Here is a 19,221-nt window from a genome sequence, read left to right as displayed (position 1 = left end):
GCGGCGCGCTCCCTCGCATGCTCCCTCGCCGCCTCCGGCGCGACCCGTGGCTGACCGGCCGCCGCGCACCGCACCGGACCTCACGACCGACGAGGGCCGGATCTCCTTCAACCGGATCCTCAACGACCGCCTGCCGACCAAGCGGGCCATCGCCCAGGGACTGCTGCGCAACGAGTCCGGCGAGATCCTCCTGTGCGAGCTGACGTACAAGTCCGACTGGGATCTCCCCGGCGGTGTCGTGGACCCCCTGGAGTCGCCGGCGTCGTGCGTCGTCCGGGAGATCGAGGAGGAGTTGGCGATCGGCGTCGACCCCGGGGCGCTCCTCGCCGTCAACTGGCTCCCTCCGTACCGCGGGTGGGACGACGCGGTCCTCTTCCTCTTCGACCTCGGCGTCGTCCCGGAACGCGTCGCGACCCGGGCCCGGTTGCTGCGCCGCGAGATCCGAGCCGTCCACTGGGTGCCCTCCGACGAGGTCGCCGCTCACGTCGCCCCCTACACCGCCGAGATGCTCCGGCTGGTCCTCGACGGCACCGGTGGGACGGCATACCTGGAGAACAGCGAGCCTCCGCGGCGCCACTAGACTGCTGTCCCCGTGGCACTCACCATCGGAATCGTCGGGCTCCCCAACGTCGGCAAGTCGACGATGTTCAACGCCCTCACGAAGAACGACGTCCTCGCGGCGAACTACCCGTTCGCGACGATCGAGCCCAACATCGGTGTCGTGCCCCTGCCCGACGAGCGGCTCGCCGTCCTCGCGAGGATCTTCGGGTCGGAGAAGATCGTGCCCGCGACGGTGTCCTTCGTCGACATCGCCGGCATCGTCCGCGGCGCGTCCGAGGGGGAGGGACTCGGCAACAAGTTCCTCGCGAACATCCGCGAGGCCGACGCGATCTGCCAGGTCGTGAGGGCCTTCCACGACGACGACGTGACGCACGTCGAAGGCAAGGTCTCGCCCGCCGGCGACATCGAGACCATCGAGACCGAGCTCATCCTCGCCGACCTCCAGACTCTCGAGAAGGCGGTGCCCCGCCTCGACAAGGAGGTCAAGGGCAAGAAGACCGACAAGGCGGTCCTCGAGACGGCGCTCGCCGCCCAGCGGGTCCTCGAGGAGGGGAGGACCCTGTATGCCGGGGGGCCGGCCGCGGGGGTCGAGCCCGGGATCGCCGCGGGGCTGGGGCTGCTGACGACCAAGCCCTTCCTCTACGTCTTCAACGTGGACGAGGACCAGCTGACCGACGAGACGTTCCAGAAGGAGATGTCCGAGCTCGTCGCGCCCGCCGACGCGATCTTCCTCAACGCCAAGCTCGAGTCCGACCTCGCCGAGCTCGACGAGGACGAGGCGATGGAGCTGCTGGAGTCCGTCGGGGTCACCGAACCCGGCCTGAACCAGTTGGCCCGCAAGGGGTTCCACACCCTCGGGCTGCAGACCTACCTCACGGCCGGCCCCAAGGAGTCGCGCGCCTGGACGATCCACCAGGGCTGGACCGCTCCGCAGGCGGCGGGCGTCATCCACACCGACTTCCAGCGCGGGTTCATCAAGGCCGAGATCGTCTCCTTCGACGACCTCGTCGCCGCCGGCTCGATGGCCGCGGCGAAGGCGGCCGGTAAGGTCCGCATGGAGGGCAAGGACTACGTGATGGCCGACGGCGACGTCGTCGAGTTCCGCTTCAACGTGTAGGGCTCTTGCCGGACGCCGCCACTGAGCTATATCGCTACCTACTCGCGAGTAGGACGACGACAACTCGGCACGTGCGGCGCGGCCCACCGCACGTGCCGAGCTGATGTCCTTGCCGAGGCGGTTCGACGACAACAACTCGGCACGTGCGAAGAAGGAGCGGGCTGAGCGGACCCGAGCCGGCCGGCTCGGGTCCGCTCAGAGCGCCTGAGCCCGCAGCCGCGTCGGCAGGACGACGCCGAGGACGACGAGGAAGACGGCGAAGACCAACGGGACCGGACCCACGGCGAGGAACGAGCCGAGCAGTCCCAGCGGGGGCCAGAGCGCGAGCATCCACGTCGGGACCAGGCCGACCCGCCAGGAGCCGGCGCAGAGCAGCGCGAGCCCGACCATCAGCCCGAACGCGCACAGCGGGTAGACGGGTCCCCAGATCAGCTCGGACCGGGCCGCGAGCGAGGCCATGCACTGGATGATCAGCTCGGCCACACACACGCCGTACACCCAGACGCCGGCCCGGCCGAGGACGCCGTCCCGGCCCCGCTGGAGGCGGTGGACCCCGAGGACGGCGAGGAAGAGCCCGAGGCCGTGGGGCAGGGCAGCGGCGGTCAGCACGTCGTCGCTCGCGTGCCGGAACGGGCCGCCGGACGCCTCCGGCCCGAGCAGCATGGTCAGGCCCATCATGAGCAGCCCGAGAACGGCCAGGGCGAGGCCGACCAGCGTCAGACGCAGCCAGAACGTGTCGGACCGAGTCTCGGCACGGAGTGCGGTCGCGGTCATCGGAGTCTCCTTCCACGAGGTGTGGCACGGGACGATAGGAACCGCAGGGCCCTGCCGTCGTCATCCCGGGAGCCGACCCCAGGTCGTCCCGACGGAGTCGTCCTCGAGGAGGACTCCACGAGCCGCGCGCCTGCCTAGGCTGTGACGGGTGCCGGGGAGTGCAGGGCCGAGCCGCGCGGACAGGGTGGTCGCCGCGGGCTTCGTGGTGGCCTCGCTCGGCGAGACCGTGGCGCTCCACCGAGACACTCCCGGGCTCCTGGTCCTCGGGGTATGCGGTGCGCCGCTGCTCGGCGTCCTCGCCGTGCGACGGACCCACCCGCTGACGCCGATCTTGGTCATCGCGACCTTTGCCGCGCTGGGAACGACGATCCAGACGATCCGGTGGCCGGACTCCGGGGACGGTGGCGGGGTGTGGCTCGTGGCCCTCCTGTTCTCCGCATACTCCCTCGGCGCCCACGGACGGGGACGGACGCTCGTCCTCGGCGCCCTGCTGCCGCTGCTCGTCGGGCTGGCGATCGACGGGCCGACGATGACCGGATGGGCGCTCGTCAACGGCCTCACCTTCCTCACGATGTTCGTCGGGCTCCTGCCGACGGCCGTGGGCAGGGTCGTGAGGGTGCGCCGGGACCGGCTCGCGGTGCTCGACGCGCAACGCCGTCAGCTCGTGCGCGACCGCCAGGCGCAGAGGGAGGCCGCGGTGCTGGAGGAGCGCCTGCGCACGACCCGCCGACTGCAGCCCGTCCTGCTCGACGGGCTGCGCGCCCTCGCCGAGGGGGCGGACCACGGCGCGGACCCGGGTGAGGTCGAGCGGGCCGCGCGCGGACTCCTCGGTCGGGCCCGGGATGAGGTGCTCGCCCTCACCGCCCCGGTCGAGGTGCCTGAACCGGCCCTCCCGAGTCCCACGGTCGACCACCTGGGTCCGCTCCGGGACGGTGCGCAGCCGTGGGTCGTCCTCGCCGCGGGAGTCATCGGTGCGGGGCTCGCGCTGGAGTCGGTCGGCGCCCTCGTCCTCTCGACCCCTTCGTGGGTCGCGGTCGTTGCCGGTCCACTCGTCTGCCTCCCGCTCGCCCTCCTCGCTCGGCGTCCGCTCGCCGCCGCCGCGCTGACCTGGGTCGGCGCCGTCGCGTTCTCGCGACTCGTCGCGCCTCTCGACGGAACCCTCAGCGGCACCGCCCTGACCCTCGTGCTCGCCTTCGCGGTCGCGGCGCTCGCCGCCCGGCGGGCGGCGCTCGTCGGTCTCGTCCTCTGCTGGGGCGGGCAGCTCGTCGGGGTGGGGACCGGCGACCCCCTCGGGGAGGCCGTCATCATCCTCGTCTGCTGGCTCGGTGGTCTCGCCGTCAACGAGGTCGGCGCGCTCGTCGAGCAGAGCCGCGACAACACCAGGCGGCTCGTCGGTCGGGAGTCGGCGGCGCGGGAGCGGGCGGCGGCCGAGGAGCGGGTCCGGCTGGCCCGTGAAATCCACGACCAGATCGGGCACAGCCTCACCGTCGTCGCGCTGCAGGCGGGAGCGGCACGACGGCTCGCGGCGACGGACCCCGACCGTATGCGACGTGTCATGGCGACCATCGCGGCCGCCGCCCGCGACGGACTGACGGCGCTGACGGGCGACACACCAGGCGATCTCGTCGCGCTTCTCGAGCAGACCCGGGACGCCGGCATGAGCATCACGACCGACACCGTCGACGCCGACGCGCTCCGGCTCGTCGACGACGAGACGCGGGAGGTCGCATACCGGATCGTCCAGGAGGCGCTGACCAACGCCCTCCGGCACGCTCCTGGCGCGTCCGTGACCGTGACCATCGGGCCCGAGGGCCGGGAGCTGGTCGTCGCGGTGCGCAACGGGAGGGCGACCCGGCCCGGCAGCGTGTCGGGGAGCCGGCAGGGACTGGTGGGACTGCAGGCGCGGGTCGTCGCCCACGACGGCGACCTGTGCTGGGGACCGCGGGAGGACGGGGGGTTCGAGGTGCGCGCCACCATCCCGGCACGCCGTGTGGAGAGGGCCTTCCGGTGATCACGGTCACCATCGCCGACGACCAGCCGCTGGTGCGCAGCGGGCTGCGGATGATCCTGGAGGGCGAGCCCGACGTCGTCGTCACCGGTGAGGCCGCCGACGGCGCGGAGGCGGTCGCCCTCGTGGCCGCGACCCGTCCGGACGTCCTGCTTCTCGACGTGCAGATGCCGGGCGTCGACGGACTCGACGCCATGGCCCGGCTCGCCGCCGCCGGGACGACGACGCGAGTGCTCATGCTGACGACCTTCGATCTCGACGAGTACGTCTACCGGGCGATGCGGGCCGGAGCCTCCGGGTTCCTCCTCAAGGACATGCCCGGGGAGGACATCGTCGTCGCCGTCCGACAGGCCGCCCACGGCGCGGACGCGCTCCTTGCTCCGGCGCTCACCCGGCGGCTGGTCGACCGGTTCACGAGCGACCGCCCTCGGACCGACGCGCCGGCCCTCGACCGGCTCACCGCCCGTGAGATCGACGTGCTGCGCCTGATCGCCCGAGGCATGTCGAACGCCGAGATCGCGGCCGAGCTGTTCATCGGCGAGACGACCGTCAAGACCCACGTCGCCCGCGTCCTCATGAAGCTCGGCCTCCGCGACCGGGTGCAGGCCGTCGTCGTCGCCTACGAGACGGGTGTGGCCCGTGGCCCGAGGGAGCCGTGAGGGGGCCGGAGCCCGTCGCGGTGCCGCTCCTCGTCGCGACGCACCCGACGCACGAGGACGTGAGCGCCTGGGCCATCCGGTCGTCGTCGGCTGCCCCTGGGATTTGACTGGTAGCATTTTCCCATGGAAGCGACCATCGACTCCGGCGGACGGATCCTGCTGCCGAAGAGCCTGCGGGACGCCCTCGGGCTGACGCCCGGGACCACGGTGGACATCTCGGCGTACGGCACGGGCGTGCAGGTGACACGCGGGGGCAGAACCGCGCAGCTGCAACGCGACTCGGGAGGTCGTCTGGTCGCGGTGAGCTCGACCGTCGTGACCGATGACGACATGTTCGCGTTGATCGACGCGGGCCGACGGTGACGCTCACCGCCGTCGACACGAGCGTCGCGGTGCCGCTCCTCGTCGCGACGCACCCGACGCACGAGGAGGTGACCGAGTGGGCACGCGGTCGCTCACTCACGCTGAGCGGTCATGCCCTCGTGGAGACGTACTCCGTCCTGACGCGGCTGCCGGGCGACGCGAGAGTGTCGCCAGCGGACGCGGTCGCCCTCATCGACGCGAACTTCGAGGAGGCCGTCGTGGTCGACGAGGAAGGCTTCCGGACCATCCATCGGGCCCTCGCCGAGCGAGGCATCGCCGGCGGGGCCGCGTATGACGCGCTCGTCGGCATTGCCGCACGGTCCCGTGACCTGCCGCTCGCGACGCGGGACGCGCGAGCTCGTGGCACCTACGAGGCGGTCGGCACCAGGGTCGATCTGCTCACCTGAGCGCGGAAGGGTCGTCCCTCCCGACCGCGCGGCCGCGACGCCATGCCCTCGACGGCATGCGAGGATCCGCGCATGAGCAGTCTTGCGGAGGCGTTGCGCTCGGCACCGGTCGTCCTCGACGGCGGTCTCGCGACGCTCCTCGAGGCGCGCGGTCACGACCTGTCGTCGGCGCTCTGGTCCGCGCGGCTCCTGCGTGACGATCCCGGTGCCGTCGAGGCGGCGCACGGGGAGTTCTTCCGAGCCGGCGCGCAGGTCGCGACGACGGCGTCGTACCAGGCGTCGTTCGAGGGCTTCGCGGCCGCCGGCCTCGACGAGGACGACACGGTCCGGCTGCTCCGGGAGAGCGTCGCGTGCGCACGCCGGGCGAGGGACGCGGAGGCACCCGGCGGTTGGGTCGCCGCGTCCGTCGGTCCCTACGGCGCGGTTCGCGCGGACGGCTCCGAATACCGGGGCGACTACGGGCTGAGCGTCCCGGAGCTGCGCGCCTTCCACCGGCCCCGTCTGGCCGTGCTGGCCGAGGCAGGCGCGGACGTCCTCGCGCTCGAGACCATCCCCTGCCTCTCCGAGGTCGAGGCGCTCCTCACGGAGCTCGAGGGGAGCGGGCATCCCGCGTGGGTCTCGCTCAGCGCGGTCGGCACCCGGACGAGGCAGGCCGAGCCGCTCGCCGAGGCGTTCGCCATGGCGGCCGACGTCCCCGAGGTGATCGCCGTCGGCGTCAACTGCTGCGCGCCGGCCGACGTCCTCCCCGCGCTGACGGCCACGGCCACCATCCGTCCCGCAGTGGCATACCCCAACAGCGGCCAGGCATGGGATGCGGAAAGCCGCTGCTGGACAGGCGTTTCCGCCTTCCATCCCGACGACGTCCGGGCCTGGGTCGAGGCCGGTGCCCGCCTCGTCGGCGGCTGCTGCCGCGTCGGTCCCGACGACATCCGGGACCTGTCTCGGGCGCTGGGGAGGTGGTCGTGATGGGTGCCGAGCTCGAGGGCATTCGGGTGCGCGGGGCCCGACTGCACAACCTGCGGGACGTCGACGTCGACCTCCCGCGGACCCGTCTCGTCGCCGTCACCGGCGTGAGCGGCTCCGGCAAGTCGTCGCTGGCCTTCGGCACGATCCACGCCGAGGCGCAGCGCCGCTACTTCGACTCCGTCGCACCCTTCGCGCGGCGGCTCATCCACCAGGCGACGAACCCCCGCGTCCGCGAGATCAGCGGGCTTCCTCCTGCGGTCGCGCTCCAGCAGACGCGGGGCGGAGGGAACGCCCGGTCCACCGTCGGCACCGTGACGACACTGTCCAACACGCTGCGGATGCTGTTCTCCCGCACGGGTTCCTACCCCGAGGGTGCTCCCCGGCTCGACTCCGACCACTTCTCGCCGAACACGACGGTCGGCGCGTGCCCGGAATGCGACGGCCTCGGCGAGGTGCACCGGGCGACCGAGGCGTCGATGGTCCCCGACCCCGGTCTGTCCATCGCCGAGAAGGCCATCGCCTCCTGGCCCGGTGCCTGGCTCGGCAAGAACTACCGGGACATCCTCGACACCCTCGGCTACGACATCCACCGGCCGTGGCGCGAGCTGTCGCAGGAGGACCGCGACTGGATCCTGTTCACCGACGAGGAGCCCGTCGTCACGGTCCACTCGGTCCGGGAGGCGGGGCGCATTCAGCGGCCCTACGAGGGCAAGTACCTCAGCGCCGAGCGGCACCTGCTGAAGTCCCTCGGCTCGGGATCGGCCGCGACCCGCGAGCGGGCGATGGCCTTCGTCGACGTGCAGACCTGCCCGGTATGCCGTGGCCGCCGGCTCCGCGCGGACGCCCTCGCGGTGACCTGGCAGGGCGCCCCCGTCGACGTGGTCGCGGACTGGCAGCTCGACCGGCTGCGTGACGAGTCGCGGTCGCGCCGAAGGGACCTCGACGCGGGCGTGTCGACGCAGGCCGCTGTCACGGAGGCCGAGACGACGCTCCTCGACGAGCTCCTCGGTCGCCTCGACGTCCTCGTCGAGCTCGGCCTCGGCCACCTGTCCCTCGCTCGCCCGACCGGGTCGGTCTCCGCCGGCGAGCTCCAACGGCTGCGTCTCGCAACGCTTCTCGGCACCGGACTCTTCGGGGTCGTCTACGTCCTCGACGAGCCGTCGGCCGGGCTCCATCCCGCCGACTCCGCGGCGTTGCGCGACGTCGTCCGGCGGCTCGTCGAGGGCGGCAACAGCGTGTTGCTCGTCGAGCACGACCGGGACCTCGTCCGCGGCTGTGACTGGGTTGTCGACGTCGGCCCCGGTGCGGGACGTCATGGTGGGCGCGTCCTCTACTCGGGACCGGTCGACGGGCTCACCGGGGTTGCGGAGTCCGTCACCGGGGCCTGGCTGGACCGGCCGTCCCGGCGGACCCGGGCGGTCCGGGAGCCGCGGGACTGGCTGCGGTTGCGTGGCATACGCCGCCACAACCTCCACGACCTCGACGTCGACGTGCCCCTCGGCGTGCTGAGCGTCGTGACGGGGGTGTCGGGAGCCGGCAAGACGAGCCTGCTCGACGCCGTCGCCGACGGTGCCGGGGAGTGGCGCCTGGTCCGGATCACCCAGCAGCCCATCGGGCGCACGCCCCGCTCCAACCTCGCGACCTACACCGGTCTGTTCGACCACGTCCGCCGGCTCTTCGCCGCGACGAGCGATGCGAAGGAGCGGGGATTCGGCGTGAGCCGGTTCTCCTTCAACGTCGCCGAGGGCCGGTGTCCGACGTGCCAGGGGGAGGGGATGGTCGAGGTCGGTCTCATGTTCCTCCCCGGCTCGTATGCCCCGTGCCAGACCTGCGGGGGAAGCCGCTACCTGCCGGACACCCTCGAGGTGAGGTGGGGTGGGCGCACGATCGCCGACGTCCTCGACCTGTCCGTCGAGGACGCCCTCGCCGTCTTCGCCGAGGAGAGGCCGATTCTGCGCAGCCTGCGCGCCCTCGACGCCCTCGGCCTCGGATACCTCGGCCTCGGGCAGCCCGCGACCGAGCTGTCCGGCGGCGAGGCACAGCGGATCAAGCTCGCGACCGAGCTGCAGCGCACGAGCCGGGAGCGGACCCTCTACCTCCTCGACGAGCCGACGACCGGGCTCCATCCCGCCGACCGGGAGCGCCTCACGACGGAGATCCACCGCCTCGTCGACGCCGGCAACACCGTCGTCGTCGCCGAGCACGACCGTGACGTCATCGTCGGTGCCGACTGGGTCGTCGATCTCGGGCCCGGAGCGGGCGATCGCGGCGGACGGGTCGTCCACGCCGGCCCGCCCGACGGGCTGCCCGGTGCACCCGAGAGCCTCACCGGCCGGTACCTGCTGCGGTGACCGCGACGGACGGCGACGACCTCGTCTGGTACGCCGCATACGGGTCGAACCTCAGCCTCGAACGCTTCCACTGCTACGTCGCGGGAGGGCGTCCACCCGGTGGCCGGCACACGTATCCCGGCTGCCGTGACGCGAGCCCTCCCCGAGAGCCGATCGGCCGCTCGTCGCCGAGGGTTCCGTGCACTTCGCCGAGGAGAGCACGGTCTGGGGCGGCGGCATGGCGTTCTACGACCCGGCGCGACCCGGACCGGCACTCATGCGCGGCTACCTGCTGACGTGTGCCCAGCTCGTCGACGTCGTGACCCAGGAGATGCACCGTGATCCTCGGGGCCGGGCCGCCGAGGACCCGCCGAGGGACGTGGAGCCGCTCCTCCTGGCGCCGGTGCGGGACCCCTCGGTCCGCGCGGCCACCGTCGCCCTCGGCCCGGGGCACTACGAGACGGTGCATCGGCTCGGGCGCCTCGACGGCCGGGCGGTCCTCACGATGAGCCACGGCGGGGGAGCGGCCGACCTGCGCGCCAACCTCCCGAGCGCGGCATACCTGCGATGGGTCGTCAGCGGACTCCGCGACGCACACGGCCTCACGCCCGGGGACATCGCCGACTACCTCCTCGGCTGCCCGGGCATCGGCTGGTCCGGTGCCGAGCTGGCGAGGCTCGTCGACGCGATCGTCGAGGAGACCTCAGGCGCCCGGGACGACGACGATCCGGTGCCCCGTGCGACGCGCGTCCGTCCAGACGTCGCCGACCTCCCGTAGCGGCACCGGGCGGGCGTCGACGGTCAGCCGTCCCTCGCTGATGACGTCGGCGAGGGACGGCAGCTCCGCGACGATGTCCGGGGTGCTCACCGAGCCCTGGCCGCTGCCGACGATCGAGAGCCGCGCCGCGCGCAGGGCCGCCGACGGGATGGCGGCGACCGGCCCGGCGACCGACCCGACCTCGATCCAGGTGAGGTCCCGGCCGCGGTCGACGCGATCGGTCACGACGGCCGTCATCGCCGCAGCCGTCGGCTCACCCCACACGTAGTCGACGACGACGTCGACGTCGGCAGCCGCGGCACCCAGTGCGGAACGGGTGTCCGGAGCGTCGAGCCGGACCCTCACGTCGGCGCCGAGGGAGGCGAGCTCGGTGAGGCGTCCCTCGTCACGCCCGGCGGCGACGACGGACGACGCCCCGAGGAGGCGCAGCACCTGCACCGCCATCCGCCCCGCGTTGCCCGTCGCCCCGAGGACGAGCGCGCTCTGCCCCGGGTGGAAGGCGATCCGGCGACGCAGCGCGATCCACGACGACATCGCCGGGTTCATGGCGGCGGCCACCGCCACCGGGTCGCAGTCGTCGGGAAGCACGACGCTGCGCCGGACGTCGACGACGGTGCGCTCGGCCATCGAGCCCTGCGTCGTGTCGTCGAGCACGAAGAACCGCAACCGACCCTCGGGATCCCGCCCCACGCCGTCGATGCCCGGGACGAGTGGCAGCTCCGCGGTGCTCGTGTAGTGCGAGCCGTCCGCCTGGGACAGGACGCGCGGATGGAGCCCGGCGGCGAGGACGTCGACGATCACGTCGTGCGGGCCGGTGGCCCGTGGCTCCTCGACGTCGGCGTATGCCGGTGGAGCGTCGTAGCGGGTGACGAGAGCAGCCTTCATGGTGTTCCTTGTCGACGATCTAGTTCGTAGTACGAATCAATCTAGTTCGTACTACGAATTACTGCAAGGTAGGATCGGCTCATGCCCAGATCGCGCCCCGCGGACCGGCCGCGAGAGTCTGCCACCCCGGAACGGCTCGCCGACGCGCTCGCGCAGACTGGATTCGCGACGGTGGGGCTGCTCACCCGGCTGGCCGCCGACCATGACCTCTCGCTCACCCAGGTCCGCGTCCTCGCGATCCTGCGGGACCGCCGACTGCGGATGAGCGACCTCGCCGACCATCTCGGGCTGGAGCGCTCGACCCTCAGTGGGCTCGTCGACCGGGCAGAGGCGCGTGGCCTGCTGCGCCGGGTGTCCTGCGCGGAGGACCGTCGTGCCGTCGAGGTCGAGCTCACACCCGCCGGGCGCGAGCTCGCGGCCCGGGGCGGGGCGGCCTTCGCTGCCGGTCTGGCGCCGCTCACGACGCGTCTCACGGTCGCCGAGCAGGCCGGGCTCGTCGACCTGCTCGAGCGGATGCTCGCCATTTAGACAGGCTGGACTGTTCAGTCTAGACTGAGCAATATGCCTGGAGTCGCCCACGAGTCGTCCGTCGCCGCGGCGCGCGAGCTCCTCGTCGCATACGGCCGTCTCAAGCGGCGGCTGCTCGCCGTCTCCGGCCGCGGTGGCCTCTCCCCGTCGATGCTCGCGGTCCTGTCCCGGCTCGACCGGGACGGCGCGATGACGACGAGCGGTCTCGCGGCCGTCGAAGGCGTGCGTCCCCAGTCGATGGCCGCCACCGTCGCCGCCCTCGACGGAGAGTCGCTCGTCGTCCGCCGACCCGATCCCACGGATGGAAGAGCGCACCTGCTGGACCTGACGGCGGCCGGACGCGACCTCCTCGAGGGAAAGCGCCAGGAGCGTCACCACTGGCTCGTCGCGGTGCTCGAGGAGCGCCTCGACGAGGCCGAGCGGCAGGCCCTCCTCACGGCGACCCGGATCCTGGAGAAGGTGCTCGACGAGTGATGCCGTACCGGCGCCGCGCGAGGCGCAGCGACGGGATCGTCGGCTCGGCCTTCGATCGTCGGCTCATCCCCCCGATGGTCATCGGGGCGATCCTCAACCCCGTCAACTCCTCGATCATCGCCGTCTCGCTCGTGCCGATCGGCGCGGCGTTCGGCGTCCCGCCGTCGCAGACCGCGTGGCTCGTCTCCGCGCTCTACCTCGCGACCGCCGTCGGGCAGCCGGTCGTCGGACGGCTCGTCGACCTCTTCGGGCCGCGCCGTCTCTACCTCATCGGCGCCGTCCTCACGCTCGCCGCAGGGGTCGTCGGCACGGCAGCGCCCGCATTCGGCTGGCTCATCGCGGCACGGGTCCTCCTCGGGCTGGGGACCTGCGCGGGATACCCGTCGGCGATGACGCTCATCCGCCGGGAGGCGGACCGGACCGGGCACGAGAGCCCGGCGGGTGTCCTCACCGTCCTCGCCATCTCGACCCAGACGATCTCCGTCGTCGGGCCGACGATCGGCGGCCTGCTCATCGGGCTCGCGGGCTGGCGGGCGACCCTTGCCGTCAATGTCCCGCTCGCCATCGCCTCGCTCGCCCTGGCCCTCGCACGCCTCCCACGGGACCCACGGCCGCGAGGCCTTCGCCGGGAGGTGCTGCCCGTCCTCGACCTCCCGGGCATGGCCCTGTTCGCAGGGGCTCTCACCGCGCTCCTCGTGTTCCTCATGGAGCTGCAGAGCCCGCCCTGGGCGGCCCTTGCCGGCGCCGTCATCCTCTTCGCCGGCTTCGCGGTGCGCGAACGCCGGGCCGCCGTCCCCTTCATCGACCTGCGGGTCCTCGGCGGCAACGTCCCCCTCGTCCTCACCTACCTGCGCGTCGTCCTCGCCCAGACGGTGTCGTATGCCTTCCTCTACGGCTTCACCCAGTGGCTGGAGGATGGGCGGGGGCTCACGGCGACGCAGGCCGGGCTGCTCCTGTTGCCCGTCTTCCTCGTCGGCATCGTGGTGTCGACGACGACCGGCCCGCGACCGCAGATCCGCGGAAAGCTCGTCGTCGGTGCCCTCACCCAGGTGGCGGGATCGGCGCTGCTCCTCCTGCTGACCGGCACGAGCGCCATCTGGACCATCGTCGCCGTGACCGTCGTCCTCGGCATACCCCAGGGCCTGAACAACCTCGCGAACCAGAACGCCGTCTACCTCCAGGCGGATCCGGAGCGGCTGGGCGGCTCAGCAGGGCTCATGCGGACCTTCATGTACCTCGGTGCCATCATCGCCTCGGCCGCCAACGCCGCCCTCTTCGGCGACCGCGTCACGACGACCGGTCTCCACGACCTCGCCGCCTTCGCCGTCGCCGTGTCCCTCGCCCTCGTCGTCGTCACCGTCGCCGACCGCTCCCTCGCCAGCACGCTGTCTCGTCGACAGCCCCGACCCCAGGAGACCCATGCCTGACATCGCCCCCCTCGACCCCGCCCGCACCGCCCTGCTCGTCATGGACCTCCAGAACGGCATCGTCGGCCGGCTGCCGGAGGACGTCGCCGCTCCACTCGTGGGTGGAGCGGGTCGCCGATGCCGTCGCCACGGCCCGGGCGGCCGGGGTCACGATCGGCTTCGTCCGGGTCGCGCTCACCGACGCGGACTTCGACGCACTCCCGGAGGGGAGCCGGGTGGGGCAGCGCTTCGCCGGCAACCGCGACGCGATGCACGCCGACTCCCCGTCGACCGCCGTCCACGACCGGGTCGCGCCCCGGGAGGGCGATGTCGTCGTCCGCAAGACGCGGGTCGGCGCATTCTCCACGACCGACCTCGCCGACCAGCTGGCCGCGCGCGGCGTCGACACCGTCGTCCTCTCCGGCATCAGCACGAGCGGCGTCGTCCTCTCCACGGTCCGTGACGCCGCCGACCGCGACCTGCGCATCGTCGTCCTCGAGGACGGCTGCGCCGACGCCAACCCGGTCGTCCACGACATGCTGCTCTCCTCGGTGTTCCCGTCCCAGGCCGACCTCGTCCGGGTCGCCGACCTCGAAGCCCTGCTCGCCCGCTGAACGGTCCGTCCCCAGCGCACGAGACTCTCGTGGGGAAGGGAGCCAGAGCCCTGACTCCGGCCGGCTTCCCCACGAGGGACTGCGGTTCGCGAGGAGGTCGCGGTCGTCGCCGGTCACCGTGAGGACACAGACTCCGCACAGTGCGAGCCAACGCCAGCGCGGGACGGTGTCGTCATGACAACGACACCCCGTCCCGCCACAGCGTCCCTCCCACGCCGCGTGCTCCGCGCGGTCGGCTCCGTCATGCTCGTCGCCATGGTGGCGTTCGGCGTCCTGCCGACCGCGACGGCGCAGGCGGCCGGCGTCGCGACCGGGGTCGCCCATCCCGCGGGGACGACCGCGATGGCCGACCCGGCGTCGACGAGGCTCGCCGGCACGACCTCGGTCCGCTACCGGGTCACGGGGACCGGTCTCACCCGCATCTGAGCGTCAGCCACCTCATGCCAGCTCGGCGTCGAGGCGGGCGAGGTGGGCCCGGATGACCCGGTGGAGTGCGGAGCCGGACGGGACGAGCTGCTCCTGCGCCAGCCACACCGCGTAGTCGTCCGACCCCCACGGGGTTCGCGTCCACCCCGCCATGAGATCGGCTCGGCGGCTCGCGAGCAGCGCCTGGCGGACGTCGGCGTGGAGCTCGTCGCGCAGGTCGCGGATCCCGGGGGCGTCGGACCACGGCAGCAGCGGACCGGCATACCGACGGACCGCCGTGACGAGGTCGTCGGCGGCGATCGACGCGGCGACGAGGTGCCAGTCGGCGGCGACGTCGACGAGGAGCCGGTAGGGCCGCGAGCCGAGGATCTCCTCGCCGAGCAGCCCGCGCAGCCGGTTCAGCTCGGCGCGGAGGGTCGAGACGGTCGACCCGCCCTCGTAGAGCATGAGGCCCAGCTCGTCGCCGGTCAGTCCCTCGGGATGCGCCGCGAGGAGAGCGACGACCTCGCTGTGCCGGCGGCTGAGGACCTGGCGCCGTCCGCGATGGGCGAGGGTCGCCTCGCGACGCCCGAGGGTCTCGAGGGTGAAGGGCGCCGTGGCGAGCCGGCCCGCGGCATTCGGGCCGTGGGCCGGTGTCGGTCGGTATGCCGACGCCAGCTCGGCCTCGGCGAGGCGCGCGGCCGTGTGGACCATCGCGAGGGTCATGGGGACCGCGACGTCGGCGCCACCGGTGATGTCGAGGACGCCGAGGATGCGGCCGGTCGGGTCGTGGATCGGTGCGGCGGCGCAGTTCCACGGCTTGACGGACTCGCGGTAGTGCTCCGCCCCGAGGATCATCGTCGGACGGTCGAGGGTGAGGGAGGTCCCGGGCGCGTTCGTCCCGGCATACTGCTCGTCCCAGTTGGACCCCTCGACGAACCCGATCCGCTCCGCCCGGCGCCGGGTGGCGGTCGTCCCGCTGAGCCAGAGGATCTGCCCCTGGTCGTCGGTGAGGGCGAGGAGGGCGTCGCTGCGCCGGGCCGGCTCGCCGAGGACCTCGTCGAGGAGGGGGTAGACGGCGGCCAGCGGATGGTCGGCGCGCGAGGCGGCCAGCGCCTCCTCGTCGAGGGTGATCGGCGGCTCGTCGGCGCCCGCGTCGACGCCGGCAGCGGCCGACCGCTGCCAGGAGTCGGCGACCTCCGGCCGCATCGCACGAGGCATGTCCACCAGTGAAGGCGACGGGACGGGTCCAGACAAGGGCAACGTCGTTGCAACCTTCACCGGCCTAGCGTTCGTGAGGACCCGGCAGGGCACCGAACGACGACGTTGGGAGCAGGACATGACCAGGTACGCATCGCCCGGCACCGAGGGATCCTCGGTCTCGGTCGAGAGCCGGTACGGCCACTACATCGGGGGCGAGTGGGTCGACCCGGTCAAGGGCGAGTACTTCGAGAACATCAGCCCGGTCACGGGCAAGGCCTTCACCGAGGTGGGCCGGGGGACGGCGGAGGACATCGACAAGGCGCTGGACGCCGCGCACGCCGCCGCCGAGTCATGGGGCCGCACCTCCGTGGCGGAGCGGGCGAACATCCTCAACAAGATCGCCGACCGCATCGAGGAGAACCTCGAGGACCTCGCAGTCGCCGAGACGTGGGACAACGGCAAGGCGGTCCGCGAGTCGCTCGCGGCGGACCTGCCGCTCGCGGTCGACCACTTCCGCTACTTCGCGGGGGCGATCCGCGCCCAGGAGGGCGGCATCTCGCAGATCGACGAGACGACGGTCGCCTACCACTTCCACGAGCCGCTCGGTGTCGTCGGCCAGATCATCCCGTGGAACTTCCCCATCCTCATGGGCGTCTGGAAGCTCGCACCCGCACTCGCGGCGGGCAACGCCGTCGTCCTCAAACCCGCCGAGCAGACGCCGTGGTCGATCCTGAAGGTCATGGAGCTCGTCGGCGACCTCCTGCCCGACGGGGTCGTCAACGTCGTCAACGGCTTCGGCGTCGAGGCGGGCAAGCCGCTCGCGTCGAGCTCCCGGATCGCGAAGATCGCCTTCACGGGCGAGACGACGACGGGCCGCCTCATCATGCAGTATGCGAGCCAGAACCTCATCCCCGTCACCCTCGAGCTCGGCGGCAAGAGCCCGAACATCTTCTTCGAGGACGTCGCCGCGTCGCGGGACGCCTTCTACGACAAGGCTCTCGAGGGCTTCACGATGTTCGCTCTCAACCAGGGCGAGGTCTGCACCTGCCCGTCCCGGGCGCTCGTCCAGTCCTCGATCTACTCCGACTTCGTGCCCGACGCCATCGCCCGGGTGGAGGCCATCACCGTCGGTGACCCGCTCGACACCGACACGATGATGGGCGCCCAGGCGAGCAACGACCAGCTCGAGAAGATCCTGTCCTACCTCGACATCGGCCGGCAGGAGGGAGCCAAGGTCCTCACCGGCGGCGCCCGCAACGACCTGGGCGGCGAGCTCGCCGACGGCTACTACGTCCAGCCGACCGTCTTCGAGGGCGACAACTCGATGCGGATCTTCCAGGAGGAGATCTTCGGCCCGGTCGTGTCGCTCACCCGGTTCGACGACGCGGCGGACGCCCTCAAGGTCGCCAACGACACGCTCTACGGCCTCGGCGCCGGCGTGTGGACGCGCAACGGCAACCTCGCCTACGAGATGGGCCGCGGCATCAAGGCGGGCCGGGTGTGGACGAACAACTACCACGCCTACCCGGCCCACGCCGCCTTCGGCGGGTACAAGCAGTCGGGCATCGGTCGGGAGAACCACAAGATGATGCTCGACCACTACCAGCAGACGAAGAACCTCCTCGTGTCCTACAGCCCCGACAAGCTCGGGTTCTTCTGACCGGCCCATGGCCTCCACCACCGAGCACGGCGCTGCCGGGACCGCCCCTGACGCGGTCCCGGCGGCGCCGGACCACGCGCAGGCCTCCGCCGCCACGCCGTCCGAGGGCGACGGCATACCCGTGGAGCACGTCGAGCGGGTCGCCGTCACCCCGGCGGCGGCCGACCTCATCGGACGCCTCGTCGCGCGCCAGGGGCCGGTCATGTTCCACCAGTCCGGCGGGTGCTGCGACGGCTCGTCCCCGATGTGCTACCCTGCGGGGGAGTTCCTCACCGGCGATGCCGACGTCCTCCTCGGCCGGCTCGTCGTCGACGGCGTCGAGCCCGTCCCGGTCTGGATGTCGCGCAGCCAGTTCGAATACTGGAAGCACACGCACCTGACGATCGACGTCGTCCCCGGCCGGGGTGCCGGCTTCTCGCTCGAGGCTCCCGAGGGTGTCCGGTTCCTCATCCGCTCGCGGCTGTTCTCCGACGAGGAGCTCGTCGCCCTCGACCTGCTCTGATCTGCGGCCCTCGGGAGAAGATCAGCCGAGCCCCTCGGCGGCGTCGTCGTAGTACTGGCGGTTCGTCAGCAGCTGGGCGGCGTCCTCGTCGAGGACGAGGACCGTGTCGGCGTGCCACTGGAGGATCGAGGCGGGCACGGACGCCGTGAGCGGGCCCTCCGCGGCGGCCGCGATGGCGTGGGCCTTCGCGGATCCGGTCGCGACGAGCACGAGCCGGCGCGCATCGAGGATCGTGCCGAGTCCCTGGGTGACACAGTGCGTCGGCACGTCCTCGATGGTCTCGAAGAACCGCGCGTTGTCGGTCCGGGTCCGTGCGGCCAGCCGCTTGACCCGCGTCCTCGACGTGAGGGCCGACCCGGGCTCGTTGAAGCCGAGGTGGCCGTTCGCGCCGATGCCGAGGATCTGCACGTCCACGCCGCCGACAGTCCGGATCCGCTCCTCGTACGCGCGCGCCCCGGCCGTCAGCTCGGCGAGCGTGCGCCCGCTCCCGTCGGGCACGTTGAGCCGGTCGGGTGGGAGGCCGACGGTCTCCGACACCTCGCGCAGCAGCACCTGGTGGTACCCCTGCGGGTGGCCCGGAGGCAGCCCGACGTACTCGTCGAGGGCGAAGCCGTATGCCGACGAGAAGTCCGCACGCCCCTCGGACACGGCGCGTCCGAGCTCGCGGTAGAGACCGAGCGGTGAGGAGCCGGTCGCGAGGCCAAGCACCGGGTCCCGGTCGTCCGGGAGCGCGGCGAGGACCGAGTCGGCGGCCCGGCGGCCGACCTCCTCCGGCGTCGGGCAGACGATGATCTCCATGGGTCAGGCTCCTTCGGCGACGAGCGGCGTGGTGGTCCGGGGGAGGAGGGCGGCGCCGACGGCCGCGACGGGCACGTCGGAGCGCAGGACCTCGAAGCGGTCGGCGAGCGACAGGCCCGCGATGAGCTGCGACCTCGCGGCCCGAGCCCGCAGCTGCGCGGCGATGCCCTCGACGAGCGGGTCGCCGAGGTCGGTGAGGCCGCCACCGACGACGACGTGCTCGGCGCCCGCAGCGAGCGCGAGCAGCTGGATCGCGAGGCCGATCCCCTCACACAGGGTCTCGACGGCACGGGCGGCGATCTCGTCGCCGGCTGCGGCGGCCGCGAAGGGGTCACGCAGCTGTCCGTCGGGCTGCGGCCACAGCCGGGCGAGCGCCGAACCGGACGCGAGGGTCTCCAGACACCCGACCTGGCCGCATCCGCACGGCACGTCACCACCGACCGGCAGATGGCCGATCTCCCCTGCGGCACCGCCGATCCCGCGCATGACCTCACCCGAGGAGTCGACGACCGCCGCGGCGAGGCCGGTTCCGACATTGAGGTATGCCATGACCTCCGTCGCGTCGCCGACGAGCTCGCGCGCGCCGATGGCCGCGGCCTTCACGTCGTTCTCCACGGCGACGGGGCGCCCCAGCTGCCGGGAGAGCTCCCCGCGGAGGTCGAGCCGCTCGACGCCGAGGTTGAGCGCGTGCACGACCCATCCGGTCGTGGCGTCGACGAGTCCCGGCATACAGGCACCCACGGAGGCTACCGAGCCCTCGACCCCGGGGGCGGCCATGACCTC

21 protein-coding genes are annotated in these 19,221 nt (G+C 72.5%); 16 read left to right on the top strand and 5 right to left on the bottom strand.

The annotated features are described in order from the left end of the window. The first annotated feature begins 46 nt into the window (after positions 1-46). Both BN12_RS02340 and ychF read left to right on the top strand, forming a co-directional pair. Positions 47-580 carry an NUDIX domain-containing protein gene (locus tag BN12_RS02340; RefSeq protein WP_048549855.1) on the top strand — a complete coding sequence of 178 codons (534 nt, stop codon included), beginning with the start codon at positions 47-49 and terminating at the stop codon, positions 578-580. A gap of 12 nt (positions 581-592) precedes the next feature. After that, positions 593-1,678 carry a redox-regulated ATPase YchF gene (ychF, locus tag BN12_RS02335; RefSeq protein WP_048549854.1) on the top strand — a complete coding sequence of 362 codons (1,086 nt, stop codon included), beginning with the start codon at positions 593-595 and terminating at the stop codon, positions 1,676-1,678. 195 nt (positions 1,679-1,873) lie between these two features. Here the strand turns inward: ychF and BN12_RS02330 are convergent, their stop codons facing one another. Next, complete coding sequence (locus tag BN12_RS02330) at positions 1,874-2,452, bottom strand: hypothetical protein (RefSeq protein ID WP_048549853.1); 579 nt, start codon at positions 2,450-2,452, stop codon at positions 1,874-1,876. A gap of 148 nt (positions 2,453-2,600) precedes the next feature. Between BN12_RS02330 and BN12_RS02325 the strand changes: the two genes are divergently transcribed. The 7 genes from BN12_RS02325 to BN12_RS02295 all read left to right on the top strand — a co-directional run bounded on the left by BN12_RS02325 (position 2,601) and on the right by BN12_RS02295 (position 9,963). Continuing rightward, positions 2,601-4,463 carry a sensor histidine kinase gene (locus BN12_RS02325; RefSeq protein ID WP_157635305.1) on the top strand — a complete coding sequence of 621 codons (1,863 nt, stop codon included), beginning with the start codon at positions 2,601-2,603 and terminating at the stop codon, positions 4,461-4,463. Next, positions 4,460-5,119 (top strand): response regulator, encoded by a 660-nt coding sequence (locus BN12_RS02320; protein ID WP_083454352.1) that lies wholly within the window; start codon positions 4,460-4,462, stop codon positions 5,117-5,119. Before BN12_RS02325 ends, BN12_RS02320 begins: the two co-directional genes overlap by 4 nt. Positions 5,120-5,242: 123 nt before the next feature. Beyond that, the gene (locus BN12_RS02315; protein ID WP_048549851.1) at positions 5,243-5,482 is read left to right on the top strand and encodes an AbrB/MazE/SpoVT family DNA-binding domain-containing protein; all 240 of its coding nucleotides are present in this window, start codon (positions 5,243-5,245) and stop codon (positions 5,480-5,482) included. Further along, positions 5,479-5,889: a type II toxin-antitoxin system VapC family toxin gene (locus BN12_RS02310; protein ID WP_048549850.1), complete on the top strand. Its 411-nt coding sequence runs from the start codon at positions 5,479-5,481 to the stop codon at positions 5,887-5,889. Before BN12_RS02315 ends, BN12_RS02310 begins: the two co-directional genes overlap by 4 nt. A gap of 72 nt (positions 5,890-5,961) precedes the next feature. Continuing rightward, positions 5,962-6,855: a homocysteine S-methyltransferase gene (gene mmuM / locus BN12_RS02305; RefSeq protein WP_048549849.1), complete on the top strand. Its 894-nt coding sequence runs from the start codon at positions 5,962-5,964 to the stop codon at positions 6,853-6,855. Beyond that, positions 6,855-9,206 (top strand): ATP-binding cassette domain-containing protein, encoded by a 2,352-nt coding sequence (locus BN12_RS02300; RefSeq protein WP_048555908.1) that lies wholly within the window; start codon positions 6,855-6,857, stop codon positions 9,204-9,206. The genes mmuM and BN12_RS02300 overlap by 1 nt, the downstream gene beginning before the upstream one ends. 178 nt (positions 9,207-9,384) lie before the next feature. Then, positions 9,385-9,963 (top strand): hypothetical protein, encoded by a 579-nt coding sequence (locus tag BN12_RS02295; RefSeq protein ID WP_048549848.1) that lies wholly within the window; start codon positions 9,385-9,387, stop codon positions 9,961-9,963. Here the strand turns inward: BN12_RS02295 and BN12_RS02290 are convergent. Continuing rightward, positions 9,889-10,848 carry a quinone oxidoreductase family protein gene (locus tag BN12_RS02290; RefSeq protein ID WP_048549847.1) on the bottom strand — a complete coding sequence of 320 codons (960 nt, stop codon included), beginning with the start codon at positions 10,846-10,848 and terminating at the stop codon, positions 9,889-9,891. The two genes, BN12_RS02295 and BN12_RS02290, sit on opposite strands and share 75 nt — an antisense overlap. Before the next feature lie 81 nt (positions 10,849-10,929). On the opposite strand from BN12_RS02290, the gene BN12_RS02285 reads away from it, so the two are divergent. The 5 genes from BN12_RS02285 (at position 10,930) to BN12_RS02265 (ending at position 14,296) form a co-directional block, all read left to right on the top strand. Continuing rightward, the gene (locus BN12_RS02285; RefSeq protein ID WP_048549846.1) at positions 10,930-11,376 is read left to right on the top strand and encodes a MarR family winged helix-turn-helix transcriptional regulator; all 447 of its coding nucleotides are present in this window, start codon (positions 10,930-10,932) and stop codon (positions 11,374-11,376) included. Positions 11,377-11,409: 33 nt separating this feature from the next. Next, on the top strand, positions 11,410-11,850 hold the full coding sequence (locus tag BN12_RS02280; protein WP_048549845.1) for a MarR family winged helix-turn-helix transcriptional regulator: 441 nt from the start codon (positions 11,410-11,412) through the stop codon (positions 11,848-11,850). After that, entirely contained in the window at positions 11,850-13,277 is a 1,428-nt protein-coding gene (locus tag BN12_RS02275; protein WP_048549844.1) for an MFS transporter, read from the top strand. Before BN12_RS02280 ends, BN12_RS02275 begins: the two co-directional genes overlap by 1 nt. A 101-nt stretch (positions 13,278-13,378) precedes the next feature. Continuing rightward, positions 13,379-13,870, top strand: a complete 492-nt coding sequence (locus BN12_RS02270) for a cysteine hydrolase family protein (RefSeq protein WP_200901123.1) — start codon at positions 13,379-13,381, stop codon at positions 13,868-13,870. Positions 13,871-14,044: 174 nt separating this feature from the next. Continuing rightward, positions 14,045-14,296, top strand: coding sequence for a hypothetical protein (locus BN12_RS02265; protein ID WP_157635304.1), 252 nt, complete (start codon positions 14,045-14,047; stop codon positions 14,294-14,296). A gap of 12 nt (positions 14,297-14,308) precedes the next feature. On the opposite strand, the gene BN12_RS02260 is transcribed toward BN12_RS02265, so the two are convergent. Further along, positions 14,309-15,496: a GAF domain-containing protein gene (locus BN12_RS02260; protein WP_048549842.1), complete on the bottom strand. Its 1,188-nt coding sequence runs from the start codon at positions 15,494-15,496 to the stop codon at positions 14,309-14,311. Positions 15,497-15,614: 118 nt separating this feature from the next. Here BN12_RS02260 and adh point away from each other — a divergent pair, with 118 nt between their 5' ends. Then, positions 15,615-17,138 (top strand): aldehyde dehydrogenase, encoded by a 1,524-nt coding sequence (adh, locus tag BN12_RS02255; protein WP_048555907.1) that lies wholly within the window; start codon positions 15,615-15,617, stop codon positions 17,136-17,138. A gap of 121 nt (positions 17,139-17,259) precedes the next feature. Continuing rightward, positions 17,260-17,640, top strand: a complete 381-nt coding sequence (locus BN12_RS02250) for a DUF779 domain-containing protein (RefSeq protein WP_048555906.1) — start codon at positions 17,260-17,262, stop codon at positions 17,638-17,640. Between the two features lie 21 nt (positions 17,641-17,661). Here the strand turns inward: BN12_RS02250 and nagB are convergent, their stop codons facing one another. Together nagB and BN12_RS02240 are read right to left on the bottom strand one after the other, a co-directional pair. Beyond that, complete coding sequence (nagB, locus tag BN12_RS02245) at positions 17,662-18,438, bottom strand: glucosamine-6-phosphate deaminase (RefSeq protein ID WP_048549841.1); 777 nt, start codon at positions 18,436-18,438, stop codon at positions 17,662-17,664. 3 nt (positions 18,439-18,441) lie between these two features. Next, positions 18,442-19,221: ROK family protein (locus tag BN12_RS02240; RefSeq protein WP_053079929.1), on the bottom strand; the 780-nt coding region annotated here is incomplete at its 5' end.

This window comes from Nostocoides japonicum T1-X7 (assembly GCF_001046855.1).
GTDB classification, from domain to species: domain Bacteria; phylum Actinomycetota; class Actinomycetes; order Actinomycetales; family Dermatophilaceae; genus Nostocoides; species Nostocoides japonicum.
The sequence above is the reverse complement of the archived record's forward strand: the minus strand, read 5'-3'. Positions and strand labels throughout refer to the sequence as shown.